The following is a 24,050-nucleotide window of genomic DNA, read 5'->3' on the forward strand; positions in this document are numbered from 1 at the left end:
CGGTCTGACCTAGTTGGTTCGCTGATCGTCCAAGCAGTGCTCCCTCCGCCGGCGTCGTGCCGTTGGGGTGCTGTCAGCCGATGATCACGCCGATGCCGACGACGGCACCGAGGTCGATGACACCGAGGTCGACGTCCGCACCCACGACCGCGCCGATGCCGAGGTCCAGCAGGCCGTGGTGGCAGTGGATGACGCCGTGGTGGTAGTAGCAGTGGTGGAGGCCGTCCGCCGCGACGGCGGCACCCACACCGACAGCTGCGTCCACGTCGACAGCGGCGTCGGCGTCGACAACAGCGTCCACGTCTGCGACGGCGTCGAGGTCGACGACGGCGTCGGCGTCCACAACGGCGTCGAGGTCGACGACGGCGTCAGCGTCCACGACAGCGTCGAGGTCGACGACAGCGTCCACGTCTGCGACAGCGTCGAGGTCGACGGCGGCGTCGACGACCCCGTCGACGTCCGCGTCCACGGCGGCGTCGACGACGGCATCGACGTCAGCGTCGACGACCGCGTCCACGTCCAGGGCGGCGTCGACGACCGCGTCCAGGTCCGCGTCGACGAGGTTGTCGACCACCGGGATGGGCGGTGCCGCGACGAGCGGCCGGGCGGTGGGCCCGACGGCGGTGGTGGGCGCGAGGTCAACCGCTGCGCTCACGTCGGCAGCGACATCGACGTCTGCTGCCACCGCGGCGTCCACGGTCGCGTCCACCACCGCGTCGAGGCCGGCGTCGACGTCCGCGGCGATGTCGGCGGCGACGTCCGCGTCCAGGTCGACCCCGGCGCTGACATCCGCGTCGACCTGCGCCGCGAGGCCCAGGGCGAGCTGGATGCCGCCGTTGTCCATGACGGTGACGCCGGAACCGGTGTCGAGTGCGACCTGGGCGACGGCGTCGACGTCGAGCAGGTCGACGTTGCCGCTGACCCCCGCGTTCGCGTTGACGTTGTTGTCCTGCAGGAGCACGAGGATCGGGTCGGCGGACGCCGTGCCCGAGGAGAACGGCAGGGCGAACGCCAGTGCCGTGACGGTGGCGGCGGCTTTGCAAGCCCACCGGGAGCTGGCCATCGTGCGGGACCTCCTTGGTCGGTGCAGACGTCCGTCGGGAACGTCCACGCTCACCGACGCTAGGTCGGCGAAGGCCCACGCACGGGTGGTCGCACCACCCCGTCCGGGGGGTGACCGACTGTCAGTCCTCGTCCACCAAAGCGGCGGAAGTGATGCGATGGAGTGGGAACCGCAGCACCTCTCCGTAGCTGTGGTCGTAGCCCTCCAGCACTCCGGCGCCGACGACATGGGGTTCGATCACGCGCTGTGCCGCCGTGCCGTGGGAGTCGACGAACCCGACGAGGACCCGGCGACGGGCCCGTGCTGCCTGCTGGAGCAGCGACAGCGTCGCCGACGGGCCGGCACCGAGGTTGCCGGGAACGGCGACGCGTTCACCCCGTGGGGTCGCCGCGGCACGATCACCCGCTCGGACCAGCCGGACGAGTTCACCCAGCCGTTCATCGGCGGGCACTGCCGGTGACGCCGGTTTCCGGGCCGAACGCTGCCGCGGCGTCGTCCGGCGTCCTCCCGGCCGGAGGTCGAGCACCTGGCCGTCGGGTCCCTCGGCGGCCGGGGCGAACCCGGCGGAGCGCAGGCCGTCGAGCACGTCCGCCAGCGGCAACGGGCTGACCAGCACCGTCGGCGCGATCCGGCGCAGCTCCAGCCGGGCGGCCTCGGGGTGCGCGAGGACCTCGCTGATCAGCACCGGGTCGTCGCAGCGCAGGAACGAGCCCGCGGCGCCGCCGCGCAGCCGCCCGTGCCGCCGGGCCGCGTCGTCGACCAGGTAGGTCAGCGACTGGGGGACCGGCGTGCGGGAGCGGAGCGCGAAGAGCTCGTGCAGGTCGTCGGCGGTGCGGCCGGAGTCGAGCGCGCGCCGGACCGTCGACTCGCTGATCCGGTAGACCGTCGCGCTGCCCGCGGACTCGACGTCCGCGACGAGCGCCATCTCGTCCGCGAGGTCCGGTTCGAGCCGGCCGGGGGCGACGACGGTGAGGTCGGCCTGCACCAGCACGTGGTCGAGGGGCTCCGGCAGCGCGTCGGCGAGGGTCTTGGCGGCGTGGCCGGGGCCCTCGTCGAGCAGCACGCGGCCGGCGCTGGTGATCGCGCCGAGGGCGAGCACGCCGACCGCGGTGCCCTCCTCGACGGTCCAGCGCACCAGTTCGTCGCGCTGCCGGCCGCCCCGGCGCGGGGCCCGCCAGCCGAGCAGCGCGGCCAGTTCGGCCGGGCTCGCGATCGCGGTGCCACCGGGGAACGCGGCGAGGGTGTCCAGCACCCACCGGCGGTCGCGCGGCGCCTGGGCGCGGCGGATCTCGTCCGCGAGTGGGGTGAAGAGCTTGTCCTTCTCGTCGCGGCGGCCGATCAGCGCGGGCAGCCGCGGCAGCTCCAGCCAGGCGTGCGCGATCGTGGCCCAGCGGACCTCGGCGGGCGCGGCGAGCCACACGTCCGCCTTGGTCGTCGGCACCCACTCCGGCTCGGCGGCCTCGGTGTTCGCGACGAGGTCGGCGCCGACCACGAGCTCGACCAGCAGGGCGGCCCGCGGTTCGTCGACGCCGAGGTCCCTGGCGGCCTTGCGCAGCTCGCGGACGCCGAGCCCGCCCGTGCGCAGGACCGGCGGCGGTTCGGCCGACCAGCTCGCCAGCAGGTTCTCGACGTGCCGGACGAGCTCCAGCGCCTCGCCGCCGCCCGTGGCGTCGATGCTCGCCTGCTGCAACGCCGTGGTCTTCGGCTTCGGCTCGGTGACCTGGACGGGACCCAGGGGGCGGGTGCCGCGCAGCTCGAACGCGATCTCCCGCGGCAGCTCGACGGTGCCGGGGTCGCGGCGCAGCAGCAGCCCGCGGGCGAGCAGCCGCTGCACGGGCGTCTCGGCCTGCTCGAGCGGCACGACCCGGGACGCGTCCCTGGTCTCGCCGATCGGCGGTCCGGCGGCGAGCTTCTGCAGGACCCGCTGCTCGCCCTCGCCGACACCGGTCAGGTCGTAGGTCTGCCCGGTCGCGCGGCCGAGCCCGCCGGGGAACGTGCCGAACGCCTCGCGGGTGACGGGCGGGACCGACAGCTCGTCGTCGCCCCACGCGAGCGCGAGGGACCGCAGCTTCGCGACGGCCTGCTTGAGCGGCCTGGGCTTCACGTCCGGCCCGAGCACCCCGGCGAGTGTGGCCAACGCCACGGGGGCGGCGTCCGCGCCCTGGACGACCAGCCCCTCGAGCACGGCGAGCATGAACGTGTCGAGGTCCTCGCAGGCGCGCGCGATCGAGGCCCTGGTGCCGACCCGCGTCGCGAGGACGGACATATCGGCAGGTGGGGGCGTTGCCAGGTCAGGACGCGCGCGCAGCAGTGCGACGAGAGCCGCGTCGTCCCTGGCGCGCAGCCAGTCGGCGAGAGTGGTGCCGGACATTCTCACCACGGTATAGGGGCCCGCCGACATCCCGCCGTCGCCCGGACGGGAGAAGCAGGTCTGTCACACTTGTCGCGTCATCGGCACCACCGAGGAGGAGAAAGTGGCGAAAGGACGCCCTGGACGGGTCGACCCGCACTGGCCGGAGGGCCCCGACGGCGGCCACCCCGTCACCGAACTGACCAGCGACACCCAGGGTGCGCTCTCCCCGTTCGGCACGGTGACGTTCCCGCTGCCGGTCGAGGACCTCGGCTACACGCACCCGGTGACCGAGATCAACAAGTGACTCGCGCCGGTCAGTCCTGATCGGACTGTCAGGGCGGTCTTAAGACTGCCGAGTCGCGTGCGTACCGCAATGGGCCCGGGGATAGGCTCACTTCCCGCTTGAGCAGCACTGCGTGGGAGGAAGACGATGCCGGTCCCCGGCCCTGGTTACTCGATCACCGTTCGTCTGGAGGCGCCGCCGTCAGCGAGCGCCGCGGGTGACCTCACCTCGGCCGTCGGCCGTGCGGGCGGTGTCATCACGGCGTTCGACGTCGTGGAGTCGCACAACGACCGCGTCGTCATCGACCTCACGTGCAACGCGCTGTCGGCGAACCACGCCAAGGACATCACCGACACGCTGGAGACGCTGCCCGGCATCGTCGTCCGCAAGGTGTCGGACCGCACGTTCCTCGTGCACCTCGGCGGCAAGATCGAGATCTCGTCGAAGGTGCCGCTGCGCAACCGCGACGACCTCTCCCGCGCCTACACGCCCGGCGTCGCCCGCGTGTGCGAGGCGATCGCCAAGAACCCGGACGACGCGCGCCGCCTGACGATCAAGCGCAACACCGTCGCCGTGGTCACCGACGGCTCGGCCGTGCTGGGCCTGGGCAACCTCGGCCCCGCCGCCGCCCTGCCGGTGATGGAGGGCAAGGCCGCGCTGTTCAAGAAGTTCGCGGGCGTCGACGCCTGGCCGGTCTGCCTGGACACCCAGGACACCGAGGAGATCATCCGCGCGGTCGAGCTCATCGCCCCCGTGTACGGCGGCATCAACCTCGAGGACATCTCCGCGCCGCGCTGCTTCGAGATCGAGGCCCGCCTGCGCGAGAAGCTCGACATCCCGGTCTTCCACGACGACCAGCACGGCACGGCGATCGTCGTCGTGGCGGCCCTGCGCAACGCGCTGCGCGTGGTGGGCAAGGACATCCAGGACTGCCGCATCACGGTCTGCGGCGTCGGCGCGGCCGGTTCCGCGATCATCCGCCTGCTGCAGGCCCAGTCGCCGGGCGACATCATCGCCGTCGACGTCGACGGCATCGTGCACCGCGACCGCCCCGGCCTCGACTCGAACCTGAAGTCGATCGCCGCGTCGACCAACAAGGACAACCAGTCCGGCCGCCTGCACGACGCGCTGGTCGGCTCGGACGTGTTCATCGGCGTCTCGGCCCCGAACCTGTTCGGCGCCGAGCAGGTCGCGACGATGGCCAAGGACGCCATCGTGTTCGCGCTGGCGAACCCGGACCCCGAGATCGACCCGATGGAGGCCCAGCAGCACGCCGCCGTCGTGGCGACCGGCCGCTCGGACTTCCCGAACCAGATCAACAACGTGCTGGCGTTCCCCGGCGTGTTCCGCGGCCTGCTGGACGCGCACGCCAAGACCATCACCGACGCGATGCTGCTGGCCGCGGCCGCCGCCATCGCCGACGTGGTGGACGGCGACCGCCTGAACGCGTCGTTCATCGTCCCGTCGGTCTTCGACACCACCGTGGCCCCGGCCGTGGCGGAGGCGGTCCGCAAGGCGGCGACTGCGTAAGGGCCGTCGTGGCCGGGCAGGCCTACGATCGCCGTATGACCAAGCAGTTCACCCACCTGGACTCCCAAGGCGCGGCCCGCATGGTCGACGTCTCCGGCAAGGAGCAGACGACCCGCACGGCCGTGGCCACCGGGGTCCTGCACACGACAGCCGAGGTGGTCGCGCTGCTGGGCGCCGACGGCCTGCCCAAGGGCGACGCCCTGGCGACGTCGCGCATCGCCGGCATCATGGCGGCGAAGCGCACGTGGGAGCTCGTGCCCCTGTGCCACCCGATCGCCCTGTCGTCGGTGGTGGTGGACCTGGCCCTGGCCGAGGACTCGGTCCTGATCACGGCCACCGTCCGCACCACCGACCGCACGGGCGTGGAGATGGAGGCCCTGACCGCCGTCTCGGTGGCGGGCCTGACCCTGCACGACATGGTGAAGTCGGTCGACCCGGCCGCCACCCTGGACGCGGTGCGGGTGGAGCGCAAGGAAGGCGGCAAGTCCGGCCTGTGGGTGCGCCCGTGAAGGCCGTGGTGATCACCGCCTCGAACCGCGCGGCGGCGGGCGTCTACTCCGACCGCAGCGGTCAGCTCATTCTGAGCTGGCTGGTGGACCGCGGGTTCTCCACCCCGACGCCGGTGGTCGTGCCCGACGGCGACCCGGTCCGCGAGGCCCTGACCGCCGCGGTGCGGTCCGGCGCCGACCTGGTGGTGACGACCGGCGGCACCGGCATCAACCCGACCGACCGCACGCCGGAGGCGACGAGGGCGGTCCTGGACTACGAGATCCCGGGCCTGGCCGACGCGATCCGCATGTCGGGCTGGCCGCGGGTGCCCGGCTCCGTGCTGTCGCGAGGCGTGGCCGGGGTGGCGGGCAGGACGCTGGTCGTGAACCTGCCGGGCTCCACCGGCGGAGTCCGGGACGGCCTCGAGGTCCTCGCGACCGTGCTGGACCACGCACTCGACCAACTGCGCGGAGGTGACCACACGTGAGCGTGGTGCGACGAGCCCTCGTGACCGAGGAACCCCTGTCGGTCCCGGAACACGCCGACCTGGTGGCCTCGGACCGAGCCGGCGCGGTGGTGACCTTCTCGGGAGTGGTCCGGGACCACGACGGCGGCCGGGCGGTGGTGGAGCTGGAGTACCACTCGCACCCGTCGGCCTCCGAGGTGGTGGCCGAGGTGGTGGCCTCGCTGGCGGCGAAGTACCCCGGCGTGCACGGCATCGCCGTCTCCCACCGGGTGGGCCCGCTGAAGATCGGCGACGTGGCCCTGGCCTGCGCCGTGGCGGCCGAACACCGGGGCGAGGCGTTCGCGCTGTGCTCGGACCTGGTGGACGAGGTGAAGGCGCGGCTGCCGGTGTGGAAGCGCCAGGTGTTCTCGGACGGCGCGGACGAGTGGGTCAACTGCCCCTGACCGCTCGTGCTCTGGGCCCGGTGCCGGGCCGCCCGGCCGGGCAGCCCAGCCGAGACCGCAGGGTCGGGACGCCTAGCCGGGACCGCAGGGCCGGGACGCCAGCCGGGAGGCAGGGCCGGGACCGCAGGGCCGGGACCGCCCAGCCAGGCTGCCTGGCCGGGACGCCAGCCGGGAGGCAGGGCCGGGACCGCCCAGCCAGGCTGCCCGGCAGGGACGCCCAGCCGGGCCGCGGGGCTGCTGCATCGACGCCGAGATGCGGTGACCGAGGCGAGCCCCGATCGCACACCGCATGCCGGCAGGGGTGCACGACCACGCCGGAACCCGCCGGAACGCAGACAGGGACCTCACCGCCGGGGGTAGCGGTGAGATCCCTGGTTCCTGCACCAGCCCGAGAGCGGGCTGCGCGATCGACCACCCGGATCAGATCTGGATCTTGTGGCCCGGGAAGATCAGGTCGGGGTTGGTGATGAACCCCTTGTTCTTCTCGACGATGGCCTGGTAGCCACCCTCGACCTTGTTGGCGTCCGCGATCTTGGACAGCGTGTCGCCGGCCTTGATCTCGTAGTTGCCGTTCGGGTTCGACGTCGAGCCGGGGAGCGACACGACCGGGGCCTGCTGCACCGGCGCGGCGGCCGTGCGCTGCTGGACCGGGGCCGGGGCCTTGCGCTGCTGCGCGGGGGCCGGGGTCGACTTCTGGCCGGCGTAGGCGCCCAGCTTCTTGCTGCAGGCCGGCCACGCGCCGGGGCCCTGCGACTGGAGCACGCGCTCGGCGACGGCGATCTGCTGCTCACGGGAGGCGTTGGCGGGGTTGCCCACACCGCCGTGGCCGTTCCAGGTCTGCTGCGTGAACTGGAGGCCGCCGTAGAAGCCGTTGCCGGTGTTGGCGCCCCAGTTACCACTTGCCTCGCACTGCGCGAGGGCGTCCCAGTCCATTCCAGGGGCGGCGTTGGCGGTGCCAACGGCCAGGCCCAGAGGGGCGCCGGCGATGATGCCGACAGCCGCGACCTTGGCGATAGTGCGAGCGGCGGAACCCTGCTTGCCCTGCTTGCCTCGGTTGAAAGCCATGTGCCTCTCGGTCCACCTGCACCTGCGGCCAGGGACTCGGGTTCGGGCCCGGGGTGTCCCTGCGTTCCAGTCCGGCGGTTTCTCTCGCTCGGGGGTGTTCCGGAGAACCCTCGGACTGGGTTCGGTGCACGGTCCTCCGGTCTTGCTCGTGGCTGGTCGGGGCCAGCCGAGGAGCGACCGTACGTAACCGAAACCGGCCTCGCCAAATGTTTGCGACTGTGACCCATGTCACTGTAACGTTTCGCGCACTTGTGCAGAACCTACAAAAACGCAGCTCAAAGGGTTCGTTATCGGTTCGTTTCCAAGCTGAGATCGGCCGAGATAAATCACGGAAAGTGAGTCGTGGCTCACGCCTGTTGGGCCTATCGGGGTGGTGCCGGAGACGCCGCGGCACGCCTGCGGGACTGTCCCCGGAGGCGGTCGTTTGGCCATGATCTGAAGCATGAGACTCGACGCGCTCCGGCGGGCCCTGGCGGCCCGGCCGGGACGGTCCGTGGCCTTCGGCGAACTGATCGACGCGGTGTGGGGCGACGCCCGCCCCGCGAACCCCAAGCAGGCGCTGCGCAACCTCGTGCAGCGGCTGCGCGCCACCGAGCAGGTCATCACCGAACCCGGCGGGTACCGGCTCGTCGTGCGCAAGCCGGTGCCGCACCAGCTGCCCGCCGACCTGCCGGACTTCGTCGGCCGCGCGGGCGAGATCGCCGCCGCTCTCGCGAGCACCGCGCCGGTGCTCGCGATCACCGGGCCGCCGGGGGTCGGCAAGACCTCGCTGGCCGTGCACGTCGCGCACCGGCTGGGCGAGCGCTTCCCCGACGGGCAGTTGTACGTGAACCTCCGCGCGTTCGACCACGCCGCCGCGATGACCCTGCACCAGGCGCTGCACCGGTTCCTGCGCGCGCTCGGGGCCGAGGACGTGCCGGTCGACCTCGGCGCGCAGGTCGAGCTGTTCGGGCGGATGACGGCGGACCGGGCGGTGCTCGTGGTGGTCGACAACGCCACCGGCGACCTCGTCGGGCCGCTGCTGCCGTCCGGGCCGCGGTGCCGGGTGCTGATCACCAGCCGCACGGACCTCGCCGAGCACGAGCAGGTGCGGCTGGACGTGTTCGCGGACGAGGAGGCGCAGGAGCTCCTGGCGCGCATGCGGATCACCGGGTCGCCGGACGACCGCGCGGAACTGGTGCGGCTGTGCGCCAACCTGCCGCTGGCGCTGCGGATCGCGGCCGCGAACGTGGCGGCCGGCCACCTCGTCGACTACCTCGCCGACCTCCGCGGCGACGACCGGCTGGACGTGCTGGAGATCGAGGGCGACACGGCCGTCAGCGCCGCGTTCGACCTGTCCTACCGGGCGCAACCCGTGGTGGCGCAACGGTTGTTCCGGTTGCTGGGGCTCGTCCCCGGACAGGACTTCGGGGTCGAGGCGGCCACGGCGTTGCTCGGCGCGCCGGCGGACGGGCCGCTACGCCTGCTCGTGGCCGCGAACCTGGTGCACCGCAACGGGAACAGGTACGGCCTGCACGACCTGCTGCGCATGTTCGCCGTCCGCCTCGCGCACGACCGGAGCTCGCGCGGGCGGCTCTTCGGCTACTACCTCCTCAACGCCGACGCGGCCTCGCGGAGGCTCAACCGCGAGTTCTTCCGCCTCGAGCTGCCCGAGCTCCCGCCGGACCTGCCGCGGCACGAGATCGACTCCGAGGCGGCGGCCGTCGCGTGGCTCGACGCCGAACGCGCCAACATCGTCGCCGCCGTCCAGCAGGCCGGTCCCGACCCGGTCGCCTGGCTGCTCACCGACCAGCTGCGCGGCCACTTCCACTTCCAGGCCCACCACGTCGACTGGTTCGCCGCGGCCAGGGCCGGTCTCGTCGCCGCCCAGCAGGCGGGCGCGCGGGTGCCGCGGGCGGTGATGCACGGCAGCCTCGGCCTCGCCCACTGGAGCACCGGCAACCTCGCCGACGCCGTCGACGAGCACGCCCGGGCCCTGGAGATCCTGCGGGTCGACCGCGACGACCGGGTGATGACGTCGCTGCTGATCAACAGCGGCATCGTGAACTGGGAGCTCGGCCGCCTGCGCACCGCCGCCGGGGTGCTCGCCGAGGCGCTGGAGATGTCACCGGACAACCCCGCCGTCCTGTTCAACCTCGGTGGCGTGCACCTCGACCTCGGGCCGCTGTCGGTGTCGGTCGCGCACGTCACGAGGGCCCTGGAGATCGCGGAGGAACGGGACCTCCTCGTCGGCCGCATCCTCGCGCTGAACGCGATCGTGGAGGTGCGGCAGCTGCTCGGCGACCACGACCTGGCGCAGGAGTACCTCGCCAGGGCCGACGAACTCCGCGCGGTCGCCCCGCCCGGTCTCGTCCGGCGCATCCCCGGCCTCGACTCGCACGCCGTGCTCTCCCACGTCCGCGGGCGCCACGAGGAGGCGCTGGAGTTCGCCCGCGAGGCCCTGCGGCACGCCCAGGAGGCCAACAGCTCCAAGGACGAGTGCGACGGCTTCGACACCCTGGGCGAGGTGCACCGGGCGCTGGGGGACGTGGACAGGGCCATGAGCGCGCACAACGAGGCGTTGGCCATCAGCCTGAAGAACGGCTACCTGCGCGGCGAGGTCAACGCACTGGCGGGGCTGGCCGCCGACCACCACGCGGCGGGACGGCTCCCCGAGGCGCTGCGGATCGCCCTGCGCGCCCGCGAACGGGCCAGGGCGGGCGAGATGCGGGTCCGCGGCGTCCGGGTGCTGGCCGTGCTGGCCCGCGTGCACCGCTCACTCGGCGACCACGCCGCTGCGGACGAGGCCACCCGGTCGGGCCGCACCCTCGCCGACGAGACGCAGTGCCGCTTCTGGGACCGCGAGCTGGCCGATCAGCCGCCCGCGAACGGCGGCAGCACGTCCAGCTGAGACCCGGCGGGCACGCGCAGGGAGGTGTCGCGCACGGCCACGCCGTCGAGCAGGAAGCTGGACGCGGCGAGGACCTTGCCGAGCCGGTCGCCGTGGCGTTCGCCGATGGCCGAGACCACGAGCGCCACGGTGGGGTCGGCGGAGTCGAGCAGGAGGTCCTCCTCGGCCACCCCGGCCGCGGCGCGGGCGCCCGCGAAGTAGCGGACCTGCACGGCGGTGCTCACTGTCATCCTCCGATGGCGCTCATGGGGCGGTCGGGCTGGGAGAAGCCCTCGTCGTTGATGCCGTGCCCGGCCGCCTTGGCCCACATCGTGGCCCGCCAGGCGTCGGCGATCGCGGTGTCGGGGGAGCCGTCGCGCAGCAGCGTGCGCAGGTCGGTCTCGCCGTTGCTGAACAGGCAGTTGCGGATCTGGCCGTCCGAGGTGAGCCGGGTGCGGTCGCAGGCGGCGCAGAACGGCCGGGTGACCGACGCGATCACGCCGACCACCGCCGGGCCGCCGTCGACCAGCCAGCGCTCGGCCGGGGCGCCGCCGCGCGGCACCTCCGAGGGCGTCAGCGTGAACGCGGTCGACAGCTCCGCGAGGATCTCGTCGGCCGTGACCATGTTCGTGCGCGTCCAGCCGTGCTGCGCGTCGAGCGGCATCTGCTCGATGAACCGCAGCTGGTAGCCGTTCTCCACGCAGAACCGCAGCAGCGGGACGGCCTCGTCCTCGTTCACCCCGCGCATCAGCACGGAGTTGACCTTCACCGGCTCCAGCCCCGCCTCACGGGCGGCGTCGAGCCCGTCCAGCACGTCCGTGATGCGGTCGCGCCTGGTCAGCGTCGCGAACTTCGCCGGGTCGAGGGTGTCGAGGGAGATGTTGATCCGGTTGAGGCCGGCGTCCTTCAACGACTGGGCCCGCCGGGCGAGCCCGATGCCGTTCGACGTCATCGACATGCGCGGCCGGGGTTCGAGCTCGGCCGTCGCGGCGATGACCTGCTCCAGGCCGCGGCGCAGCAACGGCTCGCCGCCGGTGAACCGGATGTCGGTCACGCCCAGGTCGACCACGGCGATCCGCATCAGCCGGACCAGCTCGGCGTCGGTGAGCAGCTCGTCCTTCTGCAACCAGTCGAGGCCCTCCGCGGGCATGCAGTACGTGCACCGGAGGTTGCAGCGGTCGGTGAGGGAGACCCGCAGGTCCTTCGCCACCCGGCCGAACCGGTCCACGAGCAGCGGCGAGTCCGGGCGCGCGGACACGTCCGGGGTGCCACGCACGATCGGTATGCCCAACTCCACTGCCGTCACCTTGTTCAGCTTAATGAACAACACCTGGTAGATGCCTCCAAGAACGAGCTTTCTCACGTTCCGCCCGTTCGGAGCACTCTCACGAGGAATTGTCTTAGTGGCTAAGATGTCCCGCATGGAACCTGATGCCCTGGAGAGGTTCACCTGGTACATGCGGGAGCAGAGCGCGCTCACCGTCATGTTCCACGCGAGGGTCGCCGCCCAGATGGGGCTCTCCGCGACCGACGAGAAGTGCCTCGATCTCGCCATGCGGGCGGACGGGCCGGTCACCGCCGGCCGGATCGCGGAGCTCTCCGGACTCTCCACCGGCGCCGTCACGGGTGTCATCGACCGCCTCGAACGCGCCGGATATGTCCGCCGTGTCCGCGACCCGCACGACCGCCGCAAGGTGTTGGTCGAGGTCACGGTGGGGGACCTGGAGAAGTTCGGGGCGACCTTCGAGGTCGCGCGGCAGAGCATGATCGAGGTGCTCGACCAGTTCGACGAGGCCGAGCTCGGGGTGATCGAGCGTTATCTCCGGCTCCAGACCGAGACGTTTCGCAAGCGCGTGATCGATACTTAGGCCCATGTGGCACTACTTGATGGACATGGACGGCGTCCTCGTGCACGAGGAGCACCTGATCCCGGGAGCGGACGAGTTCGTCGCCGAGCTGCGCGCGTCCGAGACGCCGTTCCTCGTGCTCACGAACAACTCCATCTACACGCCACGCGACCTGCGGGCCCGCCTGCAGCGCACCGGCCTGGACATCCCCGAGTCGTCCATCTGGACGTCGGCGCTGGCCACGGCCAAGTTCCTCGACTCGCAGCGCCCGAACGGCTCGGCGTTCGTGATCGGCGAGGCGGGCCTCACGACCGCGCTGCACGAGATCGGCTACGTGCTCACCGACCGCGACCCGGACTACGTGGTGCTCGGCGAGACCCGCACCTACAGCTTCACCGCGATCACGAAGGCCATCCGGCTGGTCGAGGAGGGCGCGAAGTTCATCGCGACGAACCCCGACGCCACCGGCCCGTCGCGTGAGGGCTCGCTGCCCGCGACGGGCGCCGTGGCGGCGCTGATCGAGCGCGCGACCGGCCGGGCGCCCTACTACGTGGGCAAGCCGAACCCGTTGATGATGAGGTCGGCCCTGCGCGCGCTGGGCTCGCACTCCGAGCAGGCGCTGATGATCGGCGACCGGATGGACACCGACGTGCGGTCGGGCCTGGAAGCGGGCCTGTCGACCATCCTCGTGCTGTCCGGCGTCTTCTCCGCGGAGTCCGCCGAGATGTTCCCGTACCGACCGACGCGGGTGCTCAAGTCGATCGCCGAACTCGTCGGTCACTCTGAGGACCCGTTCGGCGACTGGACTGACCACTGACGCGAGAGGGCTTATCACCTATCGTCGCGGAGGTGGACACGGATCGACGCCCGATGTACGTCGTAGGTGACGTGCACGGACATCTCGCTGAGCTGACCAGAGCACTGCACGCCGTCGAGCTGTGCGACGAAGACGGGCACTGGACGGGTGGCGAGGCCGAGCTGTGGTTCCTCGGCGACTTCGTGGACCGCGGCCCCGACGGCGTCGGTGTGATCGATTTGGTCATGCGGCTCGGCGAGGAGGCCGCGGAGGCCGGCGGCTCGGCCAACTCGTTGATCGGCAACCACGAGATCCTGCTGCTCGGCATGTACCGGTTCGGCGACGAGCAGGTGCCGGACAGCCTCGGCCCGCGGTCGTTCGCGCGCAGCTGGCTGCTCAACGGCGGGCTGCGCAGCGACCAGGACCGGCTGACCGACGCCCACGTCGAGTGGCTCACGACGCGGCCCGTGCTGAAGCTGCGCGCCGACCACCTGCTGATGCACTCCGACACGGTGGCCTACCTCGAATGGGGGTCCTCGATCGAAAAGGTCAACGAGGCTGTCGGACAGGTCCTCAAGGGCGACGACCTCGTCGACTGGTGGGAGTGCTGGCGCAAGATGACGACGCGCTACGCGTTCCGCGGTCCGCAGGGCCCGGAGATCGCGGACGAGCTGCTCGCGACCCTCGGCGGCGGCACGATCGTGCACGGCCACAGCGTCATCGCCGACCAGCTCGGGGTGCCGCCGGACCAGATCGACGGGCCCCTCGTCTACGCCGACGACAAGGTCCTGGCGATCGACGCGGGCCTCTACAGCGGCGGTCCGTGCCTGGTCGTGCCCTTGCCTTACAGCGGAGCCTGACTACCGTCTGGAGGATGACCGCCAGCTACTCCTCGGGCACCTCCGCCGCCCCGCTGCTGGGCGACACGATCCACGCGAACTTCGCGGCCACCGTCGCGCGCTGCGGCGACCGCGAGGCCCTCGTCGACCAGGCCACCGGCCGCCGGTGGACCTACGCGGAGCTGTCCGCGGAGGTCGACAGGACCGCCGCCGGGCTGCACTCGCTCGGCGTGCGCAAGGGCGACCGGGTCGGCATCTGGGCACCGAACTGCGCGGAGTGGGTGTTCGTGCAGTACGCGACGGCCCGGATCGGCGCGATCCTGGTCAACGTCAACCCGGCGTACCGGGTGCACGAGCTGGAGTACGTGCTGAACCAGGCGGGCGTCCACACGCTGGTGTCGGCGCGGTCGTTCAAGACCTCGGACTACGCGGGCATGATCGGACAGGTCCGGCCGCGCTGCCCCGAGCTGCGGCACGTCGTCTTCGTCGACGACCCGCGGTGGACCGGCGACGAGCTGCCGGACGTCGAGCTGGACCGCGACGACCCGATCAACATCCAGTACACGTCCGGCACCACGGGCTTCCCCAAGGGCGCGACGCTGTCGCACCACAACATCCTCAACAACGGCTACTTCGTCGGCGAGCTGATCAACTACACCGAGGACGACCGCATCTGCGTCGTGCCGCCGTTCTACCACTGCTTCGGCATGGTGATGGGCAACCTCGCGGCCACCAGCCACGGCGCGTGCGTCGTGATCCCCGCGCCGGCGTTCGACCCGGCCAAAACCCTTGCCGCCGTTCAAGAAGAGAAGTGCACGTCGCTGTACGGCGTGCCGACGATGTTCATCGCGATGCTCGACCTGATCGACGACTACGACCTGTCGTCGTTGCGCACGGGCATCATGGCGGGCTCGCCGTGCCCGGTCGAGGTGATGAAGCAGGTCGTCGACCGGATGGGCATGAGCGAGGTCTCGATCTGCTACGGCATGACCGAAACCTCCCCGGTGTCAACGCAAACGCGCGTCGACGACTCCCTCGACCGTCGCGTGGGGACGGTCGGCCGCGTGGGCCCGCACCTCGAGGTGAAGATCGTCGACCCGGAGACCGGTCTCACGGTCCCGCGCGGCGAGCCGGGCGAGCTCTGCACCCGCGGCTACTCCGTGATGCTCGGCTACTGGAACGAGCCGGAGAAGACGGCGGAGGCCGTCGACGCCGCGGGCTGGATGCACACCGGCGACCTCGCGGTGATGGACGACGACGACTACGTGAACATCACCGGCCGCATCAAGGACATGGTGATCCGCGGCGGCGAGAACATCTACCCGCGCGAGATCGAGGAGTTCCTCTACACGCACCCGGACGTGCTCGACGCGCAGGTGGTCGGCGTGCCCGACGCCCGGTACGGCGAGGAGCTCATGGCGTGGGTGCGCATGCGCGAGGGTGCCGCGCCGCTGACCGCCGAGGCCGTGCGGGAGTTCTGCTCCGGCAAGCTCGCCCACTACAAGGTCCCGCGGTACGTGCACGTCGTCGAGGAGTTCCCGATGACGGTCACCGGCAAGATCCGCAAGGTGGAGATGCGGGCGAAGTCGGTGGAGCTGCTCGGCCTCGACGACGGCGTCGAGCACGCCTGAGCCGTCCTAGGGCAGCTCGACGATCTCCTTGCCCAGCGGCACCAGCGAGACCTTCACGAGCTTGAAGTTCGCGACGCCCAGCGGGATGCCGATGATCGTCACGCACAGCGCGATGCCGGTGATGACGTGCCCGATGGCGAGCCAGAACCCGGCGACGACGATCCAGATGACGTTGCCGAGCAGCGACCCGGTGCCGGCACCCGGCTTGTCGACGACCTCGCGGCCGAACGGCCAGAGGGCGTAGTTGGCGATGCGGAACGACGCGATGCCCCACGGGATCGTGATGATCAGGATGCAGCAGATCAGACCGGCGACCGCGTAGCCGACGGCCATCCAGAACCCGGCGAGCACCAGCCAGATCACGTTCAGGAGGAGGCGCATGCTTCCAATCTAAGCTGATCTCATGAAGTGGGGTGTGATCGCAACCGGCGGAATCGCGCAGACCGTGACCGCTGACATGCTGAAAGTCGAGGGCGTCACAGTTCTCGCGGTGTCCTCCCGCGACGTCGCCAAGGCGCAAGCGTTTGCCGACAGGTTCGGCATCGAGCGCGCCTACGGCGACTACCGCGACCTGCTCGCCGACCCGGACGTCGACGTCGTCTACGTCGCCACCCCGCACGGCCGGCACCGCGAGGTCACGCTCGCGGCGCTCGACGCCGGCAAGCACGTGCTGTGCGAGAAGCCCATCGGGCTCTCGGTCGCGCAGGCCGAGGAGATGGTCGAGCGGGCGCGCGAGAAGAACCTGTTCCTCATGGAGGCCATGTGGACGCGGTTCAACCCGTTGATCCGCAGGGTCCACGCCGCCGTCCGGGACGGGGAGATCGGCGAGGTCCGCTCGCTGCGCGCGTCGTTCGGCTTCGCGCACCCCTTCGACGCGAACGACCGGCTGTGGGCGAAGGAGGCGGGCGGTGGCGCGCTGCTCGACCTCGGCGTCTACCCGGTCGCGCTCGCGCACCTGCTGCTCGGCGTTCCCGAGGCGGTGCACGCGTGGGGCGGCAAGGCACCGTCCGATGTGGACTCCGACGCCGGGCTGCTGCTCGGCTATCCCGGCGGCGCGCACGCGTTGCTGACGTGCTCGCTCGTCGCGAACATCGGCTGCGAGGCCGAGATCGTCGGCACGAAGGGCAGCGTTCTGCTCGCCGACCCGATGTTCAACGCCACCAGGGCGGTCATCAACGGCGTCGAGCACACCATCGAGAACGAGGGCTACACCCACCAGATCCGCGCGGTCGAGCAGCACCTCGCGGACGGCCTGACCGAAAGCCCGGCCATCACCTGGGACGACACGCTGGCGATCATGCGCACCCTTGAGGAGGCGCTGGGCCAGATCGGCGTCTCCTACGACACCGTCAGGTAGATCAGCGCCCCGTTCAGCACCACGACCGCGATCGCCGCCACCCAGGCGGCGGCGGTCACCGGCCGCCGGTTCGTGAAGGAACCCATCACGGACCGGCGCGCCGTCAGCCACACCAGCGGCACCAGTGCGAACGGGATGCCGAACGACAGCACGACCTGCGACAGCACCAGCGCGGACGTCGGGTCGATGCCCACGGCCAGCACCACCAGCGCCGGCACCAGCGTGACGAGTCGCCTCGCCGCCAGGGGAATCCGCACGCGCAGCAAGCCGTCCATCACCACCGCGCCCGCGTAGCAGCCGACCGCCGTCGACGCGAACCCCGACGCCAGCAGGCCGAGCGCGAACAGCAACGCGATCCCCCCGCCGAGCTGCGCCGAGACGGCGGCGTGCGCGCCTTCGAGCGTGTCGACGTTCTCCTTGCCCTGCAACGAAGAAGCCGCGAGCAGCAGCATCGCCATGTTCACCGCGCCGGCGAGCACCATCGCGACGACGACGTCGACCTTCGTCGCGCGGAGCACGGAGGGGTTCCTGCCGTGGCGGTCGCGGGCCAGGGCCGAGTGCAGGTAGACGGCGTGCGGCATCACCGTCGCGCCGAGCATGCCCGCCGCGAGCAGCACGCTGTCCGCGCCGTCGAACCGCGGCACCAGGCCGCCCAGGGCCGAGGACGCCGACGGAGGCGCGACGAAGAGACCGGCGACGAACCCGACGGCGATCACGAGCAGCATCGTGGTGACCACGCGCTCGAACGGCTTCTGCCCGCGTTTGTCCTGCACCAGCAGCAGAAGCGTGGACACCACGCCGGTGATCACCCCGCCGAGCAGCAGCGGCAGGTCGAACAGCAGCGCGAGCGCGATCGCCCCGCCGAGCACCTCGGCCAGGTCGGTCGCCATCGCCACGACCTCGGCCTGGCCCCAGTAGGCGAGCCGCACCGGCCGCGGCAGGTGGTCGCGCACGGCCTCCGGCAACGACTTCCCGGTGACCAGGCCCAGCTTCGCGGACAGGTACTGCACGAGCCCCGCCACGACGTTCGCGACGACGAGCACCCAGACCAGCAGGTACCCGTACGTCGCGCCCGCCGCGGTGTTGGTGGCCACGTTGCCGGGGTCGACGTACGCGATCGCGGCGACGAACGCCGGACCGAGCAACGCCGCACCCGCGCGAAACCGCGTGCCGACCGCAACCACCCCGGACACCTCCACCCTTGCTGCCAGATTATGGCGACAAGGGTGGCATCACGCCGGCAGTGTGGCCTTCGCGACTCCGACGACGGCGTCCATCGCGCTGTCCAGGTCGCCGCTCGGCATCAGCAGGTGGCTCAGCGCGAGCCGCACCGTCGTCTCCGCCGTGTGCCGCACGTGCCGGCCGGGGAAGTGCTCGCTGAGGTGCCGCTCGACCACCTCGGTCGCGTGGAACAGGATCGGGTGGCCGCGGATCGTGATGAACGGCAACAGGTCCTCCGCGTCCTGCCCCGTCAGCACGGCCGACACCAGCCGGTCCTTCTCGGTCTGCTCGAAGGTGAAGCGGAACGCCGACCGCATCGCCTCCCACGGGTCGGGGTCGTCCTTGAGCCGGGTGACGATCCCGCTGAGGTACTCCTCCGTCTTGTGCGCCGCGACGGCCTGGACGAGTCCTTCCTTGTTGCCGAACTCGTTGTAGACGGTCTGCCTGCTCACCCCTGCGCGGCTGGCGACCTCGATCATGCGCAGCCCGTGGAACCCACGAGCGGCCAGGAGGTCGGCTGCCGCCTCCAGCAAGAGCTCAGTGATGTCGCTCACTCAGTTAGCTTTACACAAATATATTCCCTGTAAAGACGTAGAGTCCGGTTCCGTGCCGTTCACCGTTGGCTTCGACCTGGACATGACCCTGATCGACCCCAGACCCGGCATGGCCGCGGTGCTGACCGAGGTCGGCCGGCGCACCGGGCACGACCTCGACGGCGAGCACTTCGCGGCGAACCTCGGCCCGCCCCTCGACATGACCTACCGCGACATGGGCGTGCCCGAGGACGAGATCCCGGACATGATCACGCTCTTCCGCGCGCTCTACCCGGACGTCGTGATCCCCGCGACCGTCGCGCTCCCCGGTGCCGCGGCGGCGTTGCAGTGCGTCCGCGAACTCGGCGGCCGGACCATGGTCGTGACCGGCAAGTACCGCAAGAACGCCGCCCTGCACCTCGACGCCCTCGGCTGGGAGGTCGACCACCTCTACGGCGAGCTGTGGTCGACGGGCAAGGCGGAGTCGCTGAAGCTGCACGGCGCCGCGGTCTACGTGGGCGACCACGTCGGCGACATGCACGGCGCGGCGGCGGCCGGCGCACTCGGCGTCGGCGTCGTCACCGGCCCGTGCTCACGGGCGGAACTGGCCGAGGCGGGCGCCGCGGTCGTGCTGGAGGACCTGCGCGAGTTCCCCGACTGGCTCAGGACTTCCCCTGCCGTGACTTCCTGATCACCGCGATGATCCCCAGGCCGAGCCCGACCGCCGGCAGGTAGGTGGCGGCGACGTTCAGCCACACCGGCAGGTCGCTGTGGCCGGTGAGGAACAGCGCGAAGACCGCGACGATCGCCAGCACGCCCACGGCGAACAGGCCCACAGCCAGCGGCAACAGCTTCGGAGCGGTCATGGGTCCAGGGTAGAGCGCGCTGGTCGCGCTAACGGAGGTGCCCTCCGCCTGGTCTTCTGGCTACTCTGGTGGGACGCGTCCTGGGTACGCCCCGGGCGCGTTCGTTGTGCAGACGCAAGGGAATGGTGAGCGCGGTGCCGACCGGCAAGGTCAAGTGGTACGACACGGAGAAGGGCTTCGGGTTCGTCACCCAGGACGGTGGCGAGGACGTCTACGTCCGCAAGTCCGCACTCCCTCCCGGCGTCACCGGCCTGAAGGCGGGCCAGCGCATCGAGTTCGGCATGGCCGAGGGCCGCCGCGGACCGCAGGCGCTGTCCGTGCGCCTGGTCGACCCAACCCCGTCCGTCGCGGAGGCCCGCCGCCGCCCCGCGGAGGAGCTGCACGGCCTGATCGACGACATGATCAAGCTGCTGGAGAACAAGGTCCAGCCCGACCTGCGGCGCGGCCGCTACCCGTCGGACAAGAAGAACATGAAGCTCATCGCCGAGGTCGTGCGGGCGGTGGCGCGGGATCTGGACCCGTAAGGCTTGTTTCGGCTTGTGGTGCGGGGGTCTTCGCGCTCCGGCTTGGGTTTGGTGCGCGCTCGCGGGTGAGTGCTTGGCGTGCGCACGTGGGGCCTCGCGCGCGGAGCGCGCTTGGACGTGATGTGTGCGCTCGGACGTGATGTGTGCGCTCGCGCGTTGAGCGTTCCTCGCACGCACGCTCAACCTGACACACACGCCTTGCCTGACACACACGCCCGGCCTAACGCGCACGTCTCGCCTCGCACGCCCTGCCTGACACACACGTCCCGCCTCGCGCGCACGTCCCGCGTGACGCGCACCCCTCGCCTCACGCGCCCGCCTCGTCTCGCCTCGCTCCGCTGCGCACCCCTCAACTCGCACGCACCCCCCGCCGCGAGCCAAACCCGCCCCTCCCGCCTGAGCACCCAACCCACCCGGCGTGCCGACGAGATCGCCGATCCCCGCGCCCGATCCCACCGTTCTCCGGCAAGCTGACCCCATGTCCGACGCTGACAGGATCGTCGAGTTCGTCTACGAGGTGGGCCAGCTCAAGCGCCTGCCCAGGGCGGGATGGCTCTTCGCCGGGGTCCAGCACCCCGAGACGGTGGCCGCCCACTCGTTCCGGGTGGGCGTGCTGGCGTTCGCGATCGCCGTGCAAGAGGGCGCGAACCCCGACCGCGCCGCGACGTTGGGCCTCTTCCACGACGTGCCCGAGGCGCGCACCGGCGACATCCCGTACGTCGGCAAGCTCTACCTCGACCCGCGCAAACCGCCGGAAGCCGTGGCGCGCGACCAGGTCCAGCACCTGCCCGCTCCGCTGGCCGCGCACATCGAGGCGCTGGTCGCGGAGCACGAAGCGGCCAAGGACATCGACCACACGCCGGAAGCGCGGTGTTCCCGCGACGCTGACAAGCTCGAGCTCCTCCTCCAGGCCCGGGAGTACCAGGCCGCGGGGGTCTCGAAGATGGAGCGGTTCATCCAGACCATGCAGAACGCCGTGGTCACCGACACCGGCAAGGCGCTGCTCGACAGCGCGCTGCGGATCGCGCCCACCGAGTGGTGGGAGGCGTTCGGCCGTCGCTAGCGGTGTGACCCGGCCCGTCGGCAGGCGTCAGCCGACGACCTCGACGGCCCAGTAGCCGCGCAGCAGCGGCTGGCCGGTCTCCAGCACGGCCGCGGCCGCCTCGTGGATCTCGATGCCCAGCAGCTGGTCGGTCTTGTTCGGCAGGGAGAGGGTGTAGGTGAAGTTCTCGCCCTTGCCGAGCAGGCCGGTGCCCGTGGTCTGCTCCCTGCCCGCCGCGTCGCGGTAGAGGAACACCGCCTCCCACAGGCCGTCGGCGAGCTGGCCGTCCACGGAGATCTGCACGACCTTGCCCGCGGGGACGCGCAGCTGCGCCGGCTTGGTCCTCTCCGCGCAGCTGTCGCCGTTGACGTCGCAGTAGACCGCGGGCTCGACCCGGATCGTCTTGCCGTTCGCGTGGAACGTGACCTCGGGGTCGTGCCGGGGCAGCGAGCAGCCCGTCAGCACGAGAGCGCTGGCAGCGATCAGAGCAGCAAGTCGACGCACGTCAGGCAGCCTACGGGGTGGCCGGAGCGGGCCTGCGGACGAGTCGGGCCACGAACAGGTGCAGCGACGAACCGTTGCGGTACATCCACGTCTGGGTCAGGCCGAGCGCGAGCAGGACGGCCAGCACGAGGAAGCCGATCCAGAACGTCGCGGGCAGCAGCACGCCCAGCGCGCCGCCGAAGACCCACGCGAGCTGCAGGATCGTCTCGGAGCGGCCGAACGCCGACGCGCGCGACTCCTCCGGCAGGTCGTCCTGGATCACCGCGTCCAGGCTGATCTTGGCCAGCGACGACGCGGTGGCACCGAGCAGGCCGACGATCGCGGCGGTCACCAGGCCCGGCAGCGCGGCGGCCACGACCGTCGCGGCCAGGGCCGTGCCGACGCACGCGAGCACCACCTCGTCGGGCTTGCCGAACTGCTGGCGCGCGCCGATCGCGTTGCCGAGGAAGCTGCCGGCACCGGCCGCGCCCGCGATCACGCCGAGCAGCAGCAGCTGCCGCACCGCGTCGCCCTCGGTCTGCTCGCGGACCACGAAAGCCGCGAACAGCGTGAGGAAACCCGTCAGCATCCGGATGGAACCGTTGCCCCACAGGGACACGGCGACGTGCCGGGAGATGCGTTGCCTGGCGGGCTTGGCCGTGAGCGTCGCCGGGACCTCGCCCTCGGTCACCTCGACCCAGGACGGGATCTTCATGCAGAACCACGCGTTCACCAGGCACAGCAGGGCGGTGAACCACAGCGCCCCCGGCGAGCCGAACAGGTTCGCGAAGCCCGCCGCCAGCGCGCCGAACACGCCGCCCGCCGCGAGACCGAAGACGGTCATCCGCGCGTTGGTCTTGGACAGCGTGATGTCCGGCGGCAGCACGCGCGGGGTGATCGCCGACTTGAGCACCGTGAACGACTTCGACAGCACCATGCTGCCGAGCGCCGCCGGGTACAGCAGCCAGTTGTCGAAGTTCAGCGCCATCACGACCGACAGCACGACCCGCAGCACGCACGACGAGGCCAGCGCGAGCCGCCGGCCGCGCTGGATCTTGTCGAGCAGCGGGCCGATCACCGGTGCGATCAACGCGAACGGCGCGACCGTGATCAGCAGGTAGAGCGCGACCTTGGTCTTGGACTCGGCGGAGGCGGCGCTGAAGAACAGCGTGTTCGCCAGCGCCACGGCCATCGCGGCGTCGGCGGCGTAGTTCATCATCACCGCGTAGGTGACCGACGTCATGCCGGACTGGCCGGCACCGTCGGCGCGGGCCGCCCGCCGGAACGCCGCGACCGCCTGCTGCGAGAGCTGCTTGCTGCGGAACCACGCGACGCGCGTGACCGTGAGCTTGCGCGGCGGTTTGGGCGTCGGGGTCGTCTGCTGGTCCGCGTTCGGCAACGGCCGGGTCTTCTGCGGTGGAGGGCCCTGGAAACCGTGCTCGGACGGCGTCGCGCGGCGCTCCCGCGGCCGGTACTCCTCGTCCTGCCACGGGTAGCGCTTCGGAGTCGGCTCGTCACTCCACCCGCGGTCGCCCGTCACACCGTCAATCCTGCCCCATCCCGGTGAACCTCACCCGGAAGACGGTCGGCCAGTTCTTGCCTGTGACCAGGAACTCGTCGGTCCCGGGGACGTGCGCGATGCCGTTGAGGACGTCCACGTCGCCGGACGGCTTGAGCGACGACAGGTCGTAGGTGTTCGTCACCTGACCGGTGGCCGGGTCGATGCGGACGATCTCGTCGGTCTTCCACACGTTCGACCAGACCTTGCCGCCGACGCACTCCAGCTCGTTCAGCTGCGTCAGGGGCTGTCCACCGCGCGTGACCTGCACGCTCCCGGTCTTGGCGAACGTCTTCGGATCGCGGAACGTGAGCTTGGCGGAGCCGTCGCTCATGACCAGCCGTTCGCCGTCGCCGCAGATGCCCCAGCCCTCGCCCTCGTAGCGCACCCGGCGGAGCTCGTTCAGCGTCTTGCGGTCCCGTTCGATCGCCACGCCGTTGCGCCAGGTGATCTGCCAGATGGTGTCGCCGACGACCGTGATGCCCTCGCCGAAGAACTCCGGCGGCAGGTCGACCTTCTTCTGCACGTTCCCGGTCGACGGGTCGAGCGCGCGCATCGTCGACTCGCCCTCCAGGCCGGTGCCCTCGTAGAGGACTCCGTCGGCGAGTTCCAACCCCTGAGTGAACGCGGTTGCATCGTGCGGGATCTTTTGCAGGACTTCTACCTGCGGTTTTGTTTCCTGCTGGGTCGTGCAGGCGGCCAGAACCGCGACGAGGACCAGCCAGACGGGTGAGCGCACCCGACCGAGGGTGGCACGAGTTTTCGTCCCGGCGAAGTCCTGCGGCACAATTC

Annotated in this window: 24 protein-coding genes and 1 pseudogene; 13 read left to right on the top strand and 12 right to left on the bottom strand. The window is 71.2% G+C overall.

Annotation, left to right across the window (positions count from 1 at the left end):
• Window positions 1-73 precede the first annotated feature (73 nt).
• Together ACFWGZ_RS18405 and ACFWGZ_RS18410 are read right to left on the bottom strand one after the other, a co-directional pair.
• The gene (locus ACFWGZ_RS18405) at window positions 74-1,063 is read right to left on the bottom strand and encodes a hypothetical protein (protein WP_382452726.1); all 990 of its coding nucleotides are present in this window, start codon (window positions 1,061-1,063) and stop codon (window positions 74-76) included.
• A 121-nt stretch (window positions 1,064-1,184) separates the two neighbouring features.
• Window positions 1,185-3,434, bottom strand: coding sequence for a helicase-associated domain-containing protein (locus tag ACFWGZ_RS18410; RefSeq protein WP_382452727.1), 2,250 nt, complete (start codon window positions 3,432-3,434; stop codon window positions 1,185-1,187).
• A gap of 103 nt (window positions 3,435-3,537) precedes the next feature.
• On the opposite strand from ACFWGZ_RS18410, the gene ACFWGZ_RS18415 reads away from it, so the two are divergent.
• The 4 genes and pseudogenes from ACFWGZ_RS18415 (at window position 3,538) to ACFWGZ_RS18430 (ending at window position 6,627) form a co-directional block, all read left to right on the top strand.
• Window positions 3,538-3,720 (top strand): hypothetical protein, encoded by a 183-nt coding sequence (locus ACFWGZ_RS18415; protein WP_382452728.1) that lies wholly within the window; start codon window positions 3,538-3,540, stop codon window positions 3,718-3,720.
• Window positions 3,721-3,846: 126 nt separating this feature from the next.
• On the top strand, window positions 3,847-5,229 hold the full coding sequence (locus tag ACFWGZ_RS18420; RefSeq protein WP_382452729.1) for an NAD-dependent malic enzyme: 1,383 nt from the start codon (window positions 3,847-3,849) through the stop codon (window positions 5,227-5,229).
• Window positions 5,230-5,264: 35 nt separating this feature from the next.
• On the top strand, window positions 5,265-5,738 hold the full coding sequence (gene moaC, locus ACFWGZ_RS18425; protein ID WP_382452730.1) for a cyclic pyranopterin monophosphate synthase MoaC: 474 nt from the start codon (window positions 5,265-5,267) through the stop codon (window positions 5,736-5,738).
• A pseudogene (locus ACFWGZ_RS18430) lies at window positions 5,735-6,627 on the top strand (molybdenum cofactor biosynthesis protein MoaE). The gene moaC and the pseudogene ACFWGZ_RS18430 overlap by 4 nt, the downstream one beginning before the upstream one ends.
• A 420-nt stretch (window positions 6,628-7,047) precedes the next feature.
• Here ACFWGZ_RS18430 and ACFWGZ_RS18435 read toward each other — a convergent pair.
• Complete coding sequence (locus tag ACFWGZ_RS18435; RefSeq protein WP_382452731.1) at window positions 7,048-7,692, bottom strand: transglycosylase family protein; 645 nt, start codon at window positions 7,690-7,692, stop codon at window positions 7,048-7,050.
• A gap of 442 nt (window positions 7,693-8,134) precedes the next feature.
• Between ACFWGZ_RS18435 and ACFWGZ_RS18440 the strand changes: the two genes are divergently transcribed.
• Window positions 8,135-10,582: an ATP-binding protein gene (locus tag ACFWGZ_RS18440; RefSeq protein ID WP_382452732.1), complete on the top strand. Its 2,448-nt coding sequence runs from the start codon at window positions 8,135-8,137 to the stop codon at window positions 10,580-10,582.
• Here ACFWGZ_RS18440 and ACFWGZ_RS18445 read toward each other — a convergent pair.
• Together ACFWGZ_RS18445 and moaA are read right to left on the bottom strand one after the other, a co-directional pair.
• A complete protein-coding gene (locus tag ACFWGZ_RS18445) occupies window positions 10,546-10,812 on the bottom strand; it encodes a MoaD/ThiS family protein (protein WP_382452733.1) in 267 nt (88 codons plus the stop codon). The genes ACFWGZ_RS18440 and ACFWGZ_RS18445 overlap by 37 nt on opposite strands.
• Window positions 10,809-11,867 carry a GTP 3',8-cyclase MoaA gene (gene moaA / locus ACFWGZ_RS18450; RefSeq protein WP_382452734.1) on the bottom strand — a complete coding sequence of 353 codons (1,059 nt, stop codon included), beginning with the start codon at window positions 11,865-11,867 and terminating at the stop codon, window positions 10,809-10,811. The genes ACFWGZ_RS18445 and moaA overlap by 4 nt, the downstream gene beginning before the upstream one ends.
• Before the next feature lie 115 nt (window positions 11,868-11,982).
• On the opposite strand from moaA, the gene ACFWGZ_RS18455 reads away from it, so the two are divergent.
• From ACFWGZ_RS18455 to ACFWGZ_RS18470, 4 genes are read left to right on the top strand one after another with little or no spacing between them, the layout of a single operon-like run.
• Window positions 11,983-12,429: a MarR family winged helix-turn-helix transcriptional regulator gene (locus ACFWGZ_RS18455; RefSeq protein WP_382452735.1), complete on the top strand. Its 447-nt coding sequence runs from the start codon at window positions 11,983-11,985 to the stop codon at window positions 12,427-12,429.
• A gap of 4 nt (window positions 12,430-12,433) precedes the next feature.
• Entirely contained in the window at window positions 12,434-13,225 is a 792-nt protein-coding gene (locus ACFWGZ_RS18460; RefSeq protein ID WP_382452736.1) for an HAD-IIA family hydrolase, read from the top strand.
• Window positions 13,226-13,278: 53 nt separating this feature from the next.
• Window positions 13,279-14,064, top strand: a complete 786-nt coding sequence (locus ACFWGZ_RS18465) for a metallophosphoesterase (RefSeq protein ID WP_382452756.1) — start codon at window positions 13,279-13,281, stop codon at window positions 14,062-14,064.
• A gap of 14 nt (window positions 14,065-14,078) precedes the next feature.
• Window positions 14,079-15,674 carry an AMP-binding protein gene (locus tag ACFWGZ_RS18470; protein WP_382452737.1) on the top strand — a complete coding sequence of 532 codons (1,596 nt, stop codon included), beginning with the start codon at window positions 14,079-14,081 and terminating at the stop codon, window positions 15,672-15,674.
• Between the two features lie 6 nt (window positions 15,675-15,680).
• On the opposite strand, the gene ACFWGZ_RS18475 is transcribed toward ACFWGZ_RS18470, so the two are convergent.
• Complete coding sequence (locus ACFWGZ_RS18475; protein ID WP_382452738.1) at window positions 15,681-16,055, bottom strand: YccF domain-containing protein; 375 nt, start codon at window positions 16,053-16,055, stop codon at window positions 15,681-15,683.
• A gap of 22 nt (window positions 16,056-16,077) precedes the next feature.
• On the opposite strand from ACFWGZ_RS18475, the gene ACFWGZ_RS18480 reads away from it, so the two are divergent.
• The gene (locus ACFWGZ_RS18480) at window positions 16,078-17,031 is read left to right on the top strand and encodes a Gfo/Idh/MocA family protein (RefSeq protein ID WP_382452739.1); all 954 of its coding nucleotides are present in this window, start codon (window positions 16,078-16,080) and stop codon (window positions 17,029-17,031) included.
• Here ACFWGZ_RS18480 and ACFWGZ_RS18485 read toward each other — a convergent pair.
• Both ACFWGZ_RS18485 and ACFWGZ_RS18490 read right to left on the bottom strand, forming a co-directional pair.
• Window positions 17,013-18,224 (bottom strand): Nramp family divalent metal transporter, encoded by a 1,212-nt coding sequence (locus tag ACFWGZ_RS18485; RefSeq protein ID WP_382452740.1) that lies wholly within the window; start codon window positions 18,222-18,224, stop codon window positions 17,013-17,015. The two genes, ACFWGZ_RS18480 and ACFWGZ_RS18485, sit on opposite strands and share 19 nt — an antisense overlap.
• Window positions 18,225-18,263: 39 nt before the next feature.
• Window positions 18,264-18,806: a TetR/AcrR family transcriptional regulator gene (locus tag ACFWGZ_RS18490; RefSeq protein ID WP_382452741.1), complete on the bottom strand. Its 543-nt coding sequence runs from the start codon at window positions 18,804-18,806 to the stop codon at window positions 18,264-18,266.
• Between the two features lie 52 nt (window positions 18,807-18,858).
• Between ACFWGZ_RS18490 and ACFWGZ_RS18495 the strand changes: the two genes are divergently transcribed.
• Window positions 18,859-19,476 (top strand): HAD family hydrolase, encoded by a 618-nt coding sequence (locus ACFWGZ_RS18495; RefSeq protein ID WP_382452742.1) that lies wholly within the window; start codon window positions 18,859-18,861, stop codon window positions 19,474-19,476.
• Here ACFWGZ_RS18495 and ACFWGZ_RS18500 read toward each other — a convergent pair.
• Window positions 19,448-19,651, bottom strand: a complete 204-nt coding sequence (locus ACFWGZ_RS18500; protein WP_382452743.1) for a hypothetical protein — start codon at window positions 19,649-19,651, stop codon at window positions 19,448-19,450. The genes ACFWGZ_RS18495 and ACFWGZ_RS18500 overlap by 29 nt on opposite strands.
• 134 nt (window positions 19,652-19,785) lie before the next feature.
• On the opposite strand from ACFWGZ_RS18500, the gene ACFWGZ_RS18505 reads away from it, so the two are divergent.
• Window positions 19,786-20,175: a cold-shock protein gene (locus ACFWGZ_RS18505; protein ID WP_382452744.1), complete on the top strand. Its 390-nt coding sequence runs from the start codon at window positions 19,786-19,788 to the stop codon at window positions 20,173-20,175.
• Window positions 20,176-20,653: 478 nt separating this feature from the next.
• Window positions 20,654-21,238 (top strand): HD family hydrolase, encoded by a 585-nt coding sequence (locus tag ACFWGZ_RS18510; protein ID WP_382452745.1) that lies wholly within the window; start codon window positions 20,654-20,656, stop codon window positions 21,236-21,238.
• A gap of 27 nt (window positions 21,239-21,265) precedes the next feature.
• Here the strand turns inward: ACFWGZ_RS18510 and ACFWGZ_RS18515 are convergent, their stop codons facing one another.
• The 3 genes from ACFWGZ_RS18515 to ACFWGZ_RS18525 are packed head-to-tail and all read right to left on the bottom strand — an operon-like array spanning window position 21,266 to window position 23,979.
• The gene (locus tag ACFWGZ_RS18515; protein WP_382452746.1) at window positions 21,266-21,721 is read right to left on the bottom strand and encodes a DUF2771 family protein; all 456 of its coding nucleotides are present in this window, start codon (window positions 21,719-21,721) and stop codon (window positions 21,266-21,268) included.
• A gap of 10 nt (window positions 21,722-21,731) precedes the next feature.
• Window positions 21,732-23,240: an MFS transporter gene (locus ACFWGZ_RS18520; protein ID WP_382452747.1), complete on the bottom strand. Its 1,509-nt coding sequence runs from the start codon at window positions 23,238-23,240 to the stop codon at window positions 21,732-21,734.
• 4 nt (window positions 23,241-23,244) lie between these two features.
• Window positions 23,245-23,979 (bottom strand): glutaminyl-peptide cyclotransferase, encoded by a 735-nt coding sequence (locus tag ACFWGZ_RS18525; protein WP_382452757.1) that lies wholly within the window; start codon window positions 23,977-23,979, stop codon window positions 23,245-23,247.
• Window positions 23,980-24,050: the final 71 nt, after the last annotated feature.

Origin of the sequence: Lentzea sp. NPDC060358, from assembly GCF_042725365.1 — a bacterium.
In the GTDB taxonomy this organism is placed as follows: Bacteria; Actinomycetota; Actinomycetes; order Mycobacteriales; family Pseudonocardiaceae; genus Lentzea.

Coding starts and splice junctions, on each gene's coding strand:
- ACFWGZ_RS18405 (WP_382452726.1), bottom strand. CDS start 1,063: ATGGCCAGCTCCCGGTGGGCTTGCAAAGCCGCCGCCACCGTCACGGCA.
- ACFWGZ_RS18410 (WP_382452727.1), bottom strand. CDS start 3,434: ATGTCCGGCACCACTCTCGCCGACTGGCTGCGCGCCAGGGACGACGCG.
- ACFWGZ_RS18420 (WP_382452729.1), top strand. CDS start 3,847: ATGCCGGTCCCCGGCCCTGGTTACTCGATCACCGTTCGTCTGGAGGCG.
- moaC (WP_382452730.1), top strand. CDS start 5,265: ATGACCAAGCAGTTCACCCACCTGGACTCCCAAGGCGCGGCCCGCATG.
- ACFWGZ_RS18435 (WP_382452731.1), bottom strand. CDS start 7,692: ATGGCTTTCAACCGAGGCAAGCAGGGCAAGCAGGGTTCCGCCGCTCGC.
- ACFWGZ_RS18440 (WP_382452732.1), top strand. CDS start 8,135: ATGAGACTCGACGCGCTCCGGCGGGCCCTGGCGGCCCGGCCGGGACGG.
- ACFWGZ_RS18445 (WP_382452733.1), bottom strand. CDS start 10,812: ATGACAGTGAGCACCGCCGTGCAGGTCCGCTACTTCGCGGGCGCCCGC.
- ACFWGZ_RS18455 (WP_382452735.1), top strand. CDS start 11,983: ATGGAACCTGATGCCCTGGAGAGGTTCACCTGGTACATGCGGGAGCAG.
- ACFWGZ_RS18460 (WP_382452736.1), top strand. CDS start 12,434: ATGTGGCACTACTTGATGGACATGGACGGCGTCCTCGTGCACGAGGAG.
- ACFWGZ_RS18465 (WP_382452756.1), top strand. CDS start 13,279: ATGTACGTCGTAGGTGACGTGCACGGACATCTCGCTGAGCTGACCAGA.
- ACFWGZ_RS18470 (WP_382452737.1), top strand. CDS start 14,079: ATGACCGCCAGCTACTCCTCGGGCACCTCCGCCGCCCCGCTGCTGGGC.
- ACFWGZ_RS18475 (WP_382452738.1), bottom strand. CDS start 16,055: ATGCGCCTCCTCCTGAACGTGATCTGGCTGGTGCTCGCCGGGTTCTGG.
- ACFWGZ_RS18480 (WP_382452739.1), top strand. CDS start 16,078: ATGAAGTGGGGTGTGATCGCAACCGGCGGAATCGCGCAGACCGTGACC.
- ACFWGZ_RS18500 (WP_382452743.1), bottom strand. CDS start 19,651: ATGACCGCTCCGAAGCTGTTGCCGCTGGCTGTGGGCCTGTTCGCCGTG.
- ACFWGZ_RS18510 (WP_382452745.1), top strand. CDS start 20,654: ATGTCCGACGCTGACAGGATCGTCGAGTTCGTCTACGAGGTGGGCCAG.